Annotated in this window: 15 protein-coding genes, 1 tRNA gene and 3 pseudogenes; 8 read left to right on the top strand and 11 right to left on the bottom strand. The window is 37.7% G+C overall.

Translation table 11 applies throughout. From position 1 onward, the window contains the following. Nucleotides 1-14: 14 nt before the first annotated feature. The gene (gene arcA, locus A4U59_RS03130; protein WP_070119700.1) at nucleotides 15-1,265 is read right to left on the bottom strand and encodes an arginine deiminase; all 1,251 of its coding nucleotides are present in this window, start codon (nucleotides 1,263-1,265) and stop codon (nucleotides 15-17) included. A gap of 316 nt (nucleotides 1,266-1,581) precedes the next feature. Here arcA and A4U59_RS03125 point away from each other — a divergent pair. Next, nucleotides 1,582-1,654 (top strand) — tRNA-Val (locus tag A4U59_RS03125). Between the two features lie 112 nt (nucleotides 1,655-1,766). Here the strand turns inward: A4U59_RS03125 and A4U59_RS03120 are convergent. Continuing rightward, complete coding sequence (locus tag A4U59_RS03120; RefSeq protein ID WP_070119699.1) at nucleotides 1,767-2,450, bottom strand: site-specific integrase; 684 nt, start codon at nucleotides 2,448-2,450, stop codon at nucleotides 1,767-1,769. 392 nt (nucleotides 2,451-2,842) lie between these two features. Here A4U59_RS03120 and cspC point away from each other — a divergent pair, with 392 nt between their 5' ends. Next, nucleotides 2,843-3,046, top strand: coding sequence for a cold shock protein CspC (cspC, locus tag A4U59_RS03115; protein ID WP_003328189.1), 204 nt, complete (start codon nucleotides 2,843-2,845; stop codon nucleotides 3,044-3,046). 574 nt (nucleotides 3,047-3,620) lie between these two features. Here cspC and A4U59_RS03110 read toward each other — a convergent pair. From A4U59_RS03110 to A4U59_RS22335, 4 genes and pseudogenes are all read right to left on the bottom strand, one after another. Continuing rightward, complete coding sequence (locus A4U59_RS03110; protein WP_169823897.1) at nucleotides 3,621-4,082, bottom strand: CarD family transcriptional regulator; 462 nt, start codon at nucleotides 4,080-4,082, stop codon at nucleotides 3,621-3,623. A gap of 484 nt (nucleotides 4,083-4,566) precedes the next feature. Further along, nucleotides 4,567-4,986, bottom strand: coding sequence for a hypothetical protein (locus A4U59_RS03105; RefSeq protein ID WP_070119697.1), 420 nt, complete (start codon nucleotides 4,984-4,986; stop codon nucleotides 4,567-4,569). A 523-nt stretch (nucleotides 4,987-5,509) separates the two neighbouring features. Further along, nucleotides 5,510-5,827: pseudogene (locus A4U59_RS22340) on the bottom strand (S8 family serine peptidase); the annotation flags it as partial. A 10-nt stretch (nucleotides 5,828-5,837) separates the two neighbouring features. Next, a complete protein-coding gene (locus tag A4U59_RS22335; protein ID WP_281183306.1) occupies nucleotides 5,838-6,149 on the bottom strand; it encodes a S8 family serine peptidase in 312 nt (103 codons plus the stop codon). A gap of 135 nt (nucleotides 6,150-6,284) precedes the next feature. Between A4U59_RS22335 and A4U59_RS22170 the strand changes: the two genes are divergently transcribed. Continuing rightward, nucleotides 6,285-6,443 carry a hypothetical protein gene (locus A4U59_RS22170; RefSeq protein WP_245680484.1) on the top strand — a complete coding sequence of 53 codons (159 nt, stop codon included), beginning with the start codon at nucleotides 6,285-6,287 and terminating at the stop codon, nucleotides 6,441-6,443. 236 nt (nucleotides 6,444-6,679) lie between these two features. Here the strand turns inward: A4U59_RS22170 and A4U59_RS03095 are convergent, their stop codons facing one another. After that, on the bottom strand, nucleotides 6,680-7,291 hold the full coding sequence (locus A4U59_RS03095) for a hypothetical protein (protein ID WP_070119696.1): 612 nt from the start codon (nucleotides 7,289-7,291) through the stop codon (nucleotides 6,680-6,682). Between the two features lie 25 nt (nucleotides 7,292-7,316). Further along, nucleotides 7,317-7,856 carry a hypothetical protein gene (locus A4U59_RS03090; protein WP_070119695.1) on the bottom strand — a complete coding sequence of 180 codons (540 nt, stop codon included), beginning with the start codon at nucleotides 7,854-7,856 and terminating at the stop codon, nucleotides 7,317-7,319. Nucleotides 7,857-8,270: 414 nt separating this feature from the next. On the opposite strand from A4U59_RS03090, the gene A4U59_RS03085 reads away from it, so the two are divergent. After that, complete coding sequence (locus A4U59_RS03085) at nucleotides 8,271-8,600, top strand: toll/interleukin-1 receptor domain-containing protein (protein ID WP_070119694.1); 330 nt, start codon at nucleotides 8,271-8,273, stop codon at nucleotides 8,598-8,600. A 218-nt stretch (nucleotides 8,601-8,818) separates the two neighbouring features. Here A4U59_RS03085 and A4U59_RS03080 read toward each other — a convergent pair whose 3' ends face one another. Then, nucleotides 8,819-9,685 (bottom strand): helix-turn-helix domain-containing protein, encoded by an 867-nt coding sequence (locus tag A4U59_RS03080; RefSeq protein ID WP_070119693.1) that lies wholly within the window; start codon nucleotides 9,683-9,685, stop codon nucleotides 8,819-8,821. 167 nt (nucleotides 9,686-9,852) lie between these two features. Here A4U59_RS03080 and A4U59_RS21250 point away from each other — a divergent pair, with 167 nt between their 5' ends. Next, nucleotides 9,853-10,017 carry a hypothetical protein gene (locus A4U59_RS21250; protein ID WP_157888124.1) on the top strand — a complete coding sequence of 55 codons (165 nt, stop codon included), beginning with the start codon at nucleotides 9,853-9,855 and terminating at the stop codon, nucleotides 10,015-10,017. Nucleotides 10,018-10,080: 63 nt separating this feature from the next. On the opposite strand, the pseudogene A4U59_RS21245 reads toward A4U59_RS21250, so the two are convergent. Then, nucleotides 10,081-10,251 (bottom strand): annotated as a pseudogene (locus tag A4U59_RS21245) (hypothetical protein); the annotation flags it as partial. 159 nt (nucleotides 10,252-10,410) lie between these two features. Between A4U59_RS21245 and A4U59_RS21240 the strand changes: the two are divergent. Continuing rightward, a complete protein-coding gene (locus A4U59_RS21240; RefSeq protein ID WP_245680483.1) occupies nucleotides 10,411-10,731 on the top strand; it encodes a transition state regulator Abh in 321 nt (106 codons plus the stop codon). A gap of 567 nt (nucleotides 10,732-11,298) precedes the next feature. Here the strand turns inward: A4U59_RS21240 and A4U59_RS03070 are convergent. Beyond that, entirely contained in the window at nucleotides 11,299-11,766 is a 468-nt protein-coding gene (locus A4U59_RS03070) for a helix-turn-helix domain-containing protein (protein WP_070119691.1), read from the bottom strand. A gap of 925 nt (nucleotides 11,767-12,691) precedes the next feature. Here A4U59_RS03070 and A4U59_RS03060 point away from each other — a divergent pair. Beyond that, the gene (locus tag A4U59_RS03060) at nucleotides 12,692-13,216 is read left to right on the top strand and encodes a hypothetical protein (protein WP_070119689.1); all 525 of its coding nucleotides are present in this window, start codon (nucleotides 12,692-12,694) and stop codon (nucleotides 13,214-13,216) included. A 53-nt stretch (nucleotides 13,217-13,269) separates the two neighbouring features. Beyond that, nucleotides 13,270-13,665 (top strand): annotated as a pseudogene (locus A4U59_RS20760) (VOC family protein). The last annotated feature ends 234 nt before the right edge of the window (nucleotides 13,666-13,899 follow it).

Raw genomic sequence — 13,899 nt, 5'->3', positions numbered from 1 at the left:
ATTCCTACTTTTAGTTACCCGGTGCCTGGAACCTTCCTCACAATCGGCATGCTCATGCAGCGCGGGCCGCCGCGGCCTCGGGACAACTCCGAACTCGGCACTTCAATCACTTCGACACCATGCTCCCTCAGCACCTTATTCGTCACGTAATTACGGTCATATGTCACAACGACGCCAGGAGAGACGGCAAGCGTATTTGATCCGTCATTCCATTGTTCACGTGCTGAAGCGATAGGGTCATTGCCGCCGCACGGAATAAGTTCGATATCATCGATGCCAAGCAAATCCTTCAGCGTCTCCAGCAGGTTGGACCGTCTTTCAATCTTGATTTCGCCAATCTCATCCTGCTCAAGGATGAAAATCCTCATTTCGCCGCCCTCACCTTCAATTTCCGGATGGATCGTGAACTTGTTATGATCGATTTGGGTGAACACCGTATCAAGATGCATAAAGGCACGCTTCTTCGTGATTTCAACTGCCATCACTTTTTTAAAGTCATACGTTTTATCAAAAAGTTTTCCGGCCAGCATCTCAACTGCATGCGCACTCGTCCGCGCACTGATCCCGATTGCAAGGACCTCGTCACTAAGAACCAGCTGGTCGCCGCCCTCCATGAAAAATGGCTCGTCCACATCATACAAAAACGGAATGTCATGCGCGGCAAAATCAAGGTGATGCCTCATCACATACTTCATGAAAAGCGGCTCGTTGCGGCGCGCTTCCTGTGTCATATGGTTGATCGAAATGCCGTTCCCGATGACAGCTGCCGGATCGCGTGTGAAATAGAGATTTGTGAGCGGATCAAGGTAAAAAGGGTAATGGTCTTCCATCAAACTGTGCAGCTTATGATTTTTCCGCACTTCCACTTCATCAATCCGGACCCCGTTCATCATCCGGCGCACCATCTCAAAAGGAGACTGCTTCAGCAAGTAATCTTTCAAACTCGCAAACACCGATTCTTCATTGACATTCGTCCGCATCGGCAGCTGCAAAAATTCATCCACAAACTGTGTCCTTACTTTGTCATCCTGAAGAGCTTCAGCTGCAAGGTCCTCAAGATAAAGCACCTCAGCCCCGTAATTCTCGAGTGCCTTTGCAAACTCGACATGTTCTCTCTGCACAGCCGGCAAATTCGGAATATCATCAAACAGCAGCTTATGCAAATACTCCGGCGTCAAATTCTCCAATTCTGCCCCCGGCCGCTGCAGCACAACCTTCTCCAGCCTGCCGATCTCCGAAGTGATATGTAACGGTCCGTTCGTCATAATTGGTCTCCTTCCATTCTTAAAAACTATATGCGAGTTCTGTGCAGTTAAGCCCTGCTTACTATTTCCCTGAAGAGGATGCCAAAGAAACCTGTCTGATGAAAAGGCGGAATTGTGAAAAATGCCTGAGAATTGCCTTGCAATTCTGCTCTGAAGGGACCACCCTAATAATAGAAAAAGGATCATCGTTTAAAGGACGTCGAAGTCCAAATAAATTAATATGAAAAACCATGTTGACAATCAATCAGCTTTCCTGATATATTATTACTTGTCGATAAGTTCCCAGCTAATCGGCTTACAATTACATTCCTATCATGATTCCGTAGCTCAGCTGGGAGAGCGCTACCTTGACAGGGTAGAGGTCGCTGGTTCGAGCCCAGTCGGAATCATTGGGTGCCAAACCCGGAGAAACCCTTTGGAACGAGGGTTTCCAGTAAAAGATCACTTTTTCGGAAGTGGTCTTTTTTATGTTGTTTTGAGGTTGGCCACATTTTGACCACATCACTTTTCATTATCATGTAAAAGGGCCTTTTCGAACTTCTCGGCTGCGCTTTGTTGCATATCCTGATTCACATGTGAATAGCGGTCTAGTGTAATACCAACCCGACTGTGGCCTAATCGTTCAGAAACGATTTTTGGGTTTTCACCGATCTCCAGCATAAGGGTGGCATGAGTATGCCTGAGATCATGATAACTGATTTTGGGTACCTGAGCCTTCTCAATCAAGGAGTAGAAAAGACGCAACAAATTCCGTGGATCTTTTGGTTTACCTGTTTCAGTACATATAATCAGATCTAACTCCTCATAAACTTCCTCAGAACTTTCCTTTCGTAAATCCTGTTTTATCTTTTCGTTTTTTAACTCATCGACAATATAATTGGAAATAGCCACAGGCCTTTTTGATCTTCTTGTTTTTGGTGTCTTAAATACAATACCTTTGGAAGTACGAGCCAGGCTTCTTTGAATTTTAATCCGTTTATTAGCAAAGTCAATATCGCCCCACTTAAGGCCAAGCACTTCACCTCTACGCATCCCTGTATAAATAGCTAATAAAAATGGTATGTGGGCATCTTCAGAACGGGCAACCTCTAAAAATCGGTGTATCTGTGTTTTATTCCATGTAATAAATTCTTTTTCTTTTATTGGGGGAGGTGAAGTTTCTTCAACTGGATTGACAGGTATCAACCCCCACTTGATTCAATTTAATTATGAAGTTTGTCGAAATTTAAGGCGACGATTTTGTATATTTTTAGCCGGCTATACTGTCCATTTTAAATGCGACTCTTTCATATACAAGAAAGGCGGAGATAATTTGGTCTTATGAGGCTGACCTAATATTTGTGACCATCAATTAAAATGAAACTATTTCTGCTAAAATAACTGACACACTTTACTGGAAATTTTACTATTTTAGTTAAATTGTATTAATTTGCAATTTTTTCCGTTTCCTGATATGATAAAGAAGAATTATTTTTGTTCGGTGTAAAGGATAGTATGAATATCATTTTTTCATCTTGATGATACTTTGGGCAAGGATATTAATACAATGTGTGGTAACGCACTAGGAGGCAACAAAAATGGAACAAGGTACAGTTAAATGGTTTAATGCAGAAAAAGGTTTTGGCTTTATCGAACGTGAAAATGGAGACGATGTATTCGTACACTTCTCTGCAATTCAAAGTGACGGCTTCAAATCTTTAGACGAAGGACAAAAAGTAACGTTTGACGTTGAGCAAGGTGCTCGTGGAGCTCAAGCCGCTAACGTTCAAAAAGCTGCTTAATCTTAAATCGTTTATATACAATCAGGCTCTTTATATAGGGCCTGTTTTTTTATGTCCTCTGTATAATACTCAATAAAAAATGGTTTCCTGATCTGGAAACCATTTTTGTAGTTGACCATATGGTGTTACCAATTCGTTTTTCTCTTTTACGTAAAGAAGATAAACAATTACTATTCAAAACTGTCTCAGTAGATGTAAAAAATTCTTAAAGATAGAGGTGAGATTGATTGTTTTTTCTTCTAGAAGTAATGACTTAAATAATAAATTGTATACCTAAAACAATGAAAGCCCTACTTCTCTTTCATGCTTACGGCTCCTTGTCCGTGCCAGTGTAAATCAGGATTGCAAAAATCAAGTGACTATTTTATCGAGTTATTTGATGAAACTTCAAACGTTCGTAAAAGAAATTCAAATAATAAAAATGGATTAGATTGTAGAAATAAAAAAAGAGGTAATCTCTAAAGGTGAATTGGAGAAGTTGAATGTCTTTGAAAAGATTTACTTCCATAATAAACATATTCCTAAAAAATTCAGGATGTTTTCGGGAGATGTCATACGTTATCTTAAATTAACCTTACCGGAAACTTTTTATTTGATTTTCAGTAATCCCTTTAATGCATCCCAGTTCACTAATCAAAAATTCATGTGCGTTATCTAACATTTTTTGTTCGCTTGTATTAAGTACTTTTTCTTTCTTCATACGCATTAAATCACGTACAACTTCAGCACATTCTTGTATTTTACCCGTTTTTATTTTGTCCGTGTTCACTTTATACCTTTGTTTCCACGGCAGTAATCTATCTGATTCTCCATGCTGAAAAATGTGTATGATGTGTTTTAATGCAATTATGTCAGTAACAGGGCGTATACTTGAACTCAATATTTTACCCGTAGGAATCATGACTTGCATATTACCGATTAACATTTTTATGACATAATACTGTTGCTTCACCCCTGAGATTTCCTTTTCTTCTATGGCTTTAATTATACCTGCTCCGTGCATTGGATAAATAATGTTTTCGCCAATTTGAAACAAATAATCCACCTCCGTATATGGTAACCTTCTTAACCTTAACATATATATTATTTTTTATCAAATTTTTAATTTTATCATAAGTTAACTTTAATCGTCAACTACTTTTTCTTTGAAAAGCCAGAAAAAGCAAAAACAATAGAATCGTGCCGGATTACCAATAACGGGAAGGGTAATTTTACCGCGTATATTCTTAATCCTCAAAAATGATTTTTAATTATCTCTTGGGGCTTCACTTTTTATATCCATTTTATTCAATACTCCCGAAAATATAGGTGTTTATACAGTAGTTCAATGCCAATTGTTTAAATTCCTCTTGAAGTAATCTGCTTCGTGTAACAAGCACTACTTCGTTAATGTGCATAATTATTATTGTATATACATTTTTTCGTGAGTATCACTGTGTCATCTGTTTCAATCGGTCACAATATTACTAACAGGGCGTTGTTTGAACTAAAATAATATATTGTTGTTTTGGCAAATGAGATCATTCGTTGTACAAAAAGGACAGATGGATATTCAAACTAAGCAGGGAAGAGACTGCGAACAGAAATTCAGAGGTTGGCTTTTCTGATCTGACATCATAGGAATGTTCCTCGCCTGGTTTTGTTAAGGTTTGAACCATGGATATTTTCAATCCTTTCATTGTATCCGGATCAATAATTTCTTGACTGGTCAGAAACTTCAAGTATTGAATAAAACCAAGATATAGACTTGCAAGTGTGTCAGGGATCCTTGGATGACTTTGGAATTTGCTTGAGAACAAATTTCTGGTTTTTGCGTAATTAGCTTTATATTCGTCAATTAAATTATCGATTTGAGGAGCTAACCATTCAAGGTATTTCTTATAAACCCTTTTAAGTTCAGCATAGTTGTTTTGTAACTGAGTCAGAACCTTAAGATTCACACTGTCTGCTCCATTTTAATATTTAAATATCTGGCAGTAGTACTTTCGCCAGCAGTAGGGGTTTCTTCTCCTGTTACTAGACATAAACCGCGAGGAGGAAGTGGAACTCTAAGGGTTGTATCTGAGTTCATTCTTCCTCTACCGCTTCTATCTCCAAAGCCCCTTAAGACAGATATCAGTAAACGATTCAAATGAATTATTATAAAAGGCAGCCTGTTATTGATCATATAGAGGCAATAAGAGCGTGGAAAAAACCATTTGATGAATTGCAAACATATTTAACAGGGGTTGAAGTGAAAAGCGGCTGGTATCGGTGGGTGTATAATAAAATTTTAGCCAAAACATTAAAAAAGTGATCTGTTAGTTTTGAAGCAAAAAGTTCAGATGCCATTGAGAAATATGATAAATAGGAGTTTAAAATCGAGTATGAAACATAAAAGTTTCATACTCGATTTTTTGAGCTTTAGCCCTGAGCAATTTCTATGCTGGTTGAACCCCTTTGTTGTTCTCTGTTTAAAAAGGTTTAATACCTGATAGCATCATACGAATTGATTCTGCCATGTTCAAAATATGATCCCGTTCCGCTGATGTTATCGACTGTCTGTTCGATTGCCTGGCGGATTTGGTAATTGCTTCTTCCCTGTAAAGCAAGCAGGCCTGCAAGACCGGCTGCGTGAGGGGAAGCCATCGAAGTGCCGGACATGTACGAATATCCATTATTAGGCGTCGTGGAAGCGATATCGACACCAGGAGTTGTTACATTCACCCATTTGCCATAGTTGGAGAATGACACTTTCTGGTCATATCGATCAACGGCTCCAACTGAAATGACATTGGTGTAGGAAGCAGGCTCAAAGGTAGTGGATACGCTGTGTCATGGCCTGCAGCAGCAACCAGGACAGATCCGCTGTTCCGTTGACCGCATTGGCGAGCGTTGTTATGCTGCATTCACAGCCGAGGGACATGGTTATCACTTCAGCTCCATAATCCGCAACATACGTTATCCTGTCCGCAAAATCAGCAAGCGACCCGCTGCCGTTCGCATCCAGGACACGGACGGCAAGAATGTCAGTATTCGATGCCATGCCGGCTACTCCTGTTGAATTATTGGTTTCCGCTGCAGCTGTTCCCGCGACATGGGTATCGTGGCCGTTCAAGTCCATCGCGTATAATCATTATCGACGAAGTCATAACATCATAGAGTCTTGCCGTCCAAATCAAGATGGTAATAGTCCACTCCGGTATCGAGTACGGCAATCTCCTAACTGCTGCTTCTTTTCGTAAAAGCTGATGCGCCTGTGCAAGAGGATGTGGGGAATGAATATGACCAGACGGAACGCTTTCCGACAGACGTGTTGGAAAAAACAAAATCCATCGCCATCGACTTTGCGGCCGCCTATCATACATACGATGCCGAGGAGCCGCTTCGCTATCTGGAAAACAGCGTTTATGACTGAGGCATTGTATGACAAACTCATTTCTCGGTTCCCAGACCTTCACAGGTGTGGCAATGCGGACATGTCAAAAGGATACTGGAAAGAGGTCTTTAACGGCAGAGTGAAGCGAAGACTTTATGGGAGTAGCGTTAAGCTTTAGTTAAATTATCTAATACCAAAAGTAAATTAAAAGAAGCTCGTTGAGATTCCGAGCTTCTTTCGTTATTGCGCCTCAGTAAAAAATCAGGTCATTGATTTTATTTTTCTTTAATATCAGAAATGCCATATTCAACCTGACTATAGTAAAAGATGTCATCATAAATATGTACAGGCTGCTTGCTTTTATTAAATACTGTTAACTGGTAACCAGTTAACTCTTCTTTTATTTTATCTGCTTCAGTTTCACCGATTTTTTTAGAAAGCTCTTGTGAAAAAGATAGTTGAAAACTTCTTTGTGTGGTGTCTTTTGTGAATTTTGGTGCCTTCACAAGCGGACTAGCAGGTGTAGTTGTAAATTTCTTGATTTTTTCAGGGTATTGGATAGAAAAGTATACTTCAGGTTGATGTTCTAGGATAAACTGAAACAACTCGTCACTTAATTTATAATCTATTTGAAATTCAAGTGTATTTTCTTTTGGTTCAATTGAAAAAGCCTGTACAAGAAAGTGTGGAGGGTTGAATTTATTACCAAAATCTATAGACAAGTCTTTAGATTCCTCTGTTTTAAGGGATTGTTGTGGTTCATTTTGAATTGTTTCAGCTTCTTTCGTATTATTAACGGTATTGTTTTTTTGTATGTCCTGGCATCCTATAGAGAAAAATAAAAACAACGAGGAAAGTATGACTGTAAGAGATTTACGTAATTTCAATTCGGACCCTCCAGTTAAATGATTATTAGTAAGCTACTTTATCAGAATACCCTCTATAAGTCCATTCACCATTTACCCACTTGCTGCTAGCAAGGGTACCTCTGCTATAATATCTTTCATATCCGGAAGTTTTAACGTACCTGCTTCCGTATCTTAAAGTATATCTTGCACCGGCTGGAATTGTATAGGTGACGCTAGTTGATACTGTCTGATTGCTTCCCCAACCAACTTCGTAACTAATGCCAACTTCTGAAACCATTGCATCAAAACTTGCAGAAGTTGAAACAGATGCATTCGTATACTTTGTACGGGAAACAGAATGTGTCACAGTATCTGTAGTAGTTCCGTATGAGTTATCGTGATCATGGCTCCATGTTATTTTTTTACCAGTATATTGACTACTCTTATCATATTCATATCCAGTGTAAGCAATATACTGATCAGGACCGTCTTCAGCAGCATACGCATTTTCTACTGAAGGTCCCAGTCCTAAACCACCTAGTGAAAGAGTTCCTACTAAGGCTGTTGATAATACCAACTTACTAATCTTTCGTTTTACACTCATTTAATAACCCCCTGAAATATTTTTAATACATTCTTAACATAACAATAATTGTATTTTTCTGTGATTTCATTCTCCGTTCATCTTATTAGTTGACATTCCATATCGTTTGATTTGCACGCCGTTTTGAACAAATATATAAACATCGTTATATTTATTAGGTTTTTTCAAAGACATATTTTTAGTCCAAATAGTAAAATTCCGGTGTATTCTGTCAATTTAATCCAAACTATAACATAAAGAATGTTTTCCTTTTAAACAGTTATTGGTGTTTTTCCGGCTTTAAATTCACTTGATCTAAACTGAATGGAAAAATATACTTCAAGTGATACGACAATTTTCCTTCTGAGCTGCTGATTTTAGCAGCTTCTTTTTTGTAGAATTTACTTATGTGAAGAGGTTAAAAGAGAAAGTCCAATGAAAGAAATTCCTAGGCCATTCAAAACCTTCATACCTTATAGTTGGATAAAGGCAGAACATGAAGATTGGGTTTATGAATTGGCTTCGCGTCTACGTGAGGATGGTGTTGATGTGGTACTAGATAAATGGGATTTAAAAGATGAAATGGATCTGTATGAATTTATTGTGAAAACCGTAAAGGATCCAGAAGTTGAAAGAGTCTTAATTATTTGTGATGAAGGATATTATACCAAGGTACAAAAAAGTAGCGGGGGAGTAGAACTGAAACTAAGATTATTTCGCCCGAAGTATTTGATGATGGTTTACAGGAAAAATTCATTCCGATAATTGCTGAACGGGATTACTTCGATTGAAAATCATATTGAGCCGGAAACACTATGCAAGTATTCATGATAAATTTCAATAAAACCGTAATGGCAGGCAGCTCTTACGGTTTTCTTTTTCTGATTTTTTCATCCGGTGCGTACTTGCAGTTTAATCCTTTATCCGTCGACATGACACCCCCCAATCGGTTATTAAAAGTATGATAGAAAATGCAGATAGTTTTATGGTTGAATTTCATTAATCCTTTGTTTGGTAGTTTGTAGCATTTTTTCGTTATCCGTTAACTCATAGACCATTATCGCTTTGTTATAATACATTTTTGTTACTATGCTTTTTTCGCTTAGAGCTTCATAGTTTCTAGCAATATAATAATACATGTCCCCAAGAGCAAAGAATGAATGGTGTTCTTTGCCATATTGAATTCCCTTTTCGAGGTAAGAATTAGATTTTTTATACATACCTGTTTCTCTTAAAGCAATCGCATAATTGTAATAAAGTTTGATAATGGACTCATTTTCGATTGAAATGGGGAGTGTTTTAATGATGTGAATAGCTTCCTCATAAAGACGGAATGATATTTCGAAGTGTTTAGATTCTGAATAGAAAATTGCTTTGGAAATAAGAATTTGTAGATTTATGTTGTCATAAATGAGCGAAGTGTTTTTGGAAAGCGCCAAGGCTTCATCAAGATAAGAAATGGCTAATTTGAAATTTTTTTGTAGATAATAGACATAAATCCCCCTGAACCATAGGAGAATTCTCCTGTGACGTGATTTGAAGTAAGGATTTTTTTCCTCCGTAATTATAATGTTTCTTATGGTTTGATAATCTCGCTTTCTGGCTGCTTTTTGCAACTGTTTTAAAACCTCTTCAGAGTAATCATATCGTTCATCGAAGGAGGAGGCGATTAAATAATCCAACTGGACACCAAGGCGCTGTGCCAGCTGCCATAACAATTCTCCGGAAGGGGATATGTTGTCATTTTCAAGTTTACTGATAAATGCTTGAGTACATATTCCTTTACATAATTCTTTTTGAGAGATTCCCAACTGTTTTCGCAAAGATTTAATTCGTTCACCTACAGCCATATTTTACACCTCCATCTACTATAATTATATTTATATAATCTCACAAAAACAGGAAAAAACCAAAGGATTTTGTCCTAATTTATGGTTCTATAGTCTTTAGAGGGGAATTCATCAATTTTTGTATTTTGTTACACTTTTCCTAGAAAATACAGGGGGAGTGAGTTACTTTGAAAAAAATTTTAATTGTCTTAGTCATGGCTCTGTCATTGATTGGAGTTACATCTTTTCAAAGTGTGGCATTATCTACACAAGAAACTATTAAAGAAGTTACAGATGCAGATAACACCATTATTATCCAAAGTGAGGAAGGAGACCCGGGATATATGCATTAAAGAGACATGTGATTAAAAAGATATATTTTTTGAATAGAGTTTGAAAGCTAGCTGTTATAACTTTTAGTTGTAACAGTTATTTTTTAAAAGACTGAATAAAATATAGTTCAATAGTTTGAAGTCTCTGATTGCTAGTCCGAACAGCAGCGTTTTATAGGTGTTCAGCTTGATTCCCATCCGGCTTGCACCGTCTTCATTGGATAGATTATAAATATCCCGCAGCAACACTGCTTTCTGCTGTTTCTTGGAAAAGGAAAGATCCTTTTCAGCACTATAAACTCAGGAGGTATTTTCCGTTTTTTTTAGCTTAACCTGTTTTTCTGTCAATCAAAAAGGCTATCAGTTTTTAATTGAAGGCCTAAAGGTGGGGAAGTACTAAGGATTGTGCTGCCTGTGGAAACACGGCGCGTGTTCAACAACGGCCTGAGGGATTCCCTCGAAATCTTTGTCGAGGAGAAACGCATCATTCTACAAAGGTTTGAATCGCGAAACCAATGTGCTGTAACGGGGGAAGTTACACTTCATGGGCTCAAGATGGCTGGTGGAAAGATCAACTTAAGCCAGGAAGGAGCCCGCCTGTTACTTAACGAATTGCAAAGTGCCTTAAAAGAGGAAGGAAAGACATCGAACCCAGATGAGAAGCCCCCTGAGGAATGGAGAAGGTTCATGAGAAAAAGGAGCTTTAGGTTATGGAAGAACTCGGAAAACAAATGAGGCAGCTGCTGGGTATTCATAGAAGGACCGTTTACCGGTCCTGCAAAAAATACCTCTTCAGCTCGATTTTGCTCCAGGAGTACTGGGATCAGTACTGCTGATCTTCACATGCAGTGGTTGATCTGGGGTATGCGGTCTCAAACGCCCATCACTACCTTTTTGAAGAAGAACGGAAAGTAGATCTGGATTTACTGAAAATAAGCTCTACCATCCATGATTCTCAAGCAATGATCGGACTACATTAACGGATTCGGTTACATAAACAGAGGCGTTGCTAAGGATAACCTTCTCTAGTTGTCATATTGATATCGATAGTAAAACGAAATACTATAATACCAGCTTTTGCTATTGCTAGGATTAGGCACAGCTGGTTGGGGAGGTTTATAATGGCGAACAAAGTTGTACTGACTGGTAACGGTTTGTCTGTTGGTTTAAATAAGGAATTTTCTCTTCCAAACATAACTAAAAGGTTCTTCGATCGTCTTTCTGAAGAACATAGAGCTTTTATTGAACACCACATGGATAAACTATGTAAAGGCACTTATGTTCAAACAGATTTCGAGGAAGCTATCGCCAGTATTGAACAGGTATATGATTGGAGGTGGTTTCAGACAGATTTAATGCCTCATCGATATACTTAATGGCAGCTTCTGCATTATTTTCAATATAGTATGTACAAACCCCTCTTCTCCAGAGCAGCGTACGCTTAAAACGGGTGTTTTTAAATGTCGGGTTTTTCCACTCGGCCAAAACCGTTTTAAGAGCCGCTTGATAATCCTTTTCTTCAAACAACTTTGTAAGCTGATGGTTTACTTCCTCGACATAATCCACTCTTTCATCAACAGACAACTCCAGAAGATAAGAAATCGGCACCCCCATTTTTTGTGATATTTTATATAAAATATCAGCGGAAGGGATGAAGTTTTGATTTTCCATCTTGCTAATGGCCGCCTGGCTGCAGACTCCCTCTGCCAGTTGTTTTTGAGAAAGACCCAATTCCTTTCTTAGCGTTTTAACTCTGTCTCCGATATTCACAGTTGACCCTCCAAAACATAACTATTTTTATAGATGTGTTTGAATGATGCTACAAAAAGGAGTATTTATATAATTCGCTTGCCAATCTTAACCAATTATATAAATGCATGCTTTTTTCATCAAGTTTATACTAAAAGTAATGCTTGGAAAGGAATTTGCTGTAAGTTAAAGGAAGTTATACATATATGCTCCCGCAACTATTAATTAATTTGGGTTGTTAATGCATTCATCTAGACAGGCTCGATGTAATTTTAGTTCAAGCCTTTATTTCTTATCATACTTTCAAGAAATGACTATGAGATTGGATATATGGAAATGGAAAGGAAGATAAGATTTGTAGATACGGAGTGGTCTCATGTACCTTGATTTTCAAAGTATTATTTTGACTCTGATTATGTCTTTCTTGATTTTCGCGCCACTTTTAACTGCAAGAAACTCGGTGGCAGGCAAGAAGGGACATAATGAGTTATTTCAATCAAAGTGGTTTGGCATACCGTTTATTTTATTGCTGCTTTTCGGAAATTACATAAGTTATCCATTATGGAAGGTTTTTTTAGGTTCGATAGCTTTTTCAATTTCCATTTCCTTCATATTTAATGTCATAGTACGGGTGAATCAGGAGAGTGGCAAATAGAAGGGAAGTAAAATCGTTTTATACAACCAGACCACAGAATTTGTCGTTACTTTTAATGTCTTTGAAAGGAGATAGATTGTGATTAAATCAAAGCTTTATTGGGTATCAATGTTCCCATTTCTATTGGCCGGAGTGTTTCTGGCAGTCATTTTACCTAAAGAAACGAAAGCATTCGCAATCCTGACACCGTTAGTGTTTTGGGTATGGTATTACACAATTGCCTATTTAATTAGGAAACAAAATAATAAATCCTAGTGATCATTTGAACACTGTTTTGCTAAGGAGGAAGAAATGAGAAAGTACATTTTCATCTTTATAACTTTATTTTTATTTCTTACAGCTTGCTCTTCTGATAAGACGGAAACAAAGAGACATGAAGAACAGATTAACCAGATTGTTAAAGAGTCTTTAAGATTCCACCATTCGGAAACTCTGTTTCAATACGAGATGATATTAAAGCGAATCATAGAAGGGGAAGACCTCCGGGTAGTTGAGGGAATGTTAGATGCTTACTCAATACAAAACAACCTCTACTTTCTAAGGTTAAACGAAATAAAACAAGTGTTATCAGAAGAACAGGAAAATGAGATTTATGCTTTATATAAGAGCCTTAGTCAACACAGTCGTTTATTAAAAGAACAAATAATTGAGGGTGAATTACCATCAAATCCCAACATACAAGAAATCTCAGATTCTATAAACGAGATAAAAGATATAAGCTTCGACTCAAATAAATTGGATGGCCAGCTAAAAGAAATTAAAAAGTTAAATAGTCTATTGCGAGATGATAACGAACGCCGGTCACCTGAAAATTAAACTATATCCATAACATACAGGGGCTTATACATATCAATCAGGAGGAATGCTATTTGCCAAAGGGACTGCTTCATCATATAGAAATCTATGTCTCTGATTTAGTAAAGTCCGTAGAATTTTGGAGTTGGTTTCTAGAAGAACTGGGGTATTCCTCTTTTTAAAAATGGGAACATGGACAAAGTTGGAAAATAGGGGAAACATACATAGTATTTGTCCAAGCAAATGAAAGGTTTCTGGACATTCCGTATCACAGATGCCTAACAGGGCTTAATCATTTAGCATTTCATGCAGCTTCACGCCAGCATATCGATGAAATCACTCTGAAATTAAAGCAGAGAGGAATTCCCATCCTTTATCCTGAAAAACATCCGTATGCCGGTGGAGATGGACACTATGCTGTTTATTTCGAAGATCCAGATAGAATAAAAGTTGAACTTGTGGCTCCTTAGTTGAGTCAATAAGAATATTGGTATTGTGTGAGTCCTATTTATGTTTGTTTTTTCAGCTGATATAACTTTTATGGGCGAAAGAGTTAAGGGTCAAGGAGTGGTTAGAACTACTCCTTTTTAGTGAGTTAAAAGGCTGGAATGTTGTATAAATGAGATAAAAAATTATAAATAAAGGCAGGTGGATAAGAGTATGAGAACACTATTAGAACTGCTTCGTATCATATTTATATTTGG

The organism is Bacillus marinisedimentorum, assembly GCF_001644195.2.
Lineage (GTDB): Bacteria > Bacillota > Bacilli > Bacillales > Bacillaceae_O > Bacillus_BL > Bacillus_BL marinisedimentorum.
The sequence above is the reverse complement of the archived record's forward strand: the minus strand, read 5'-3'. Positions and strand labels throughout refer to the sequence as shown.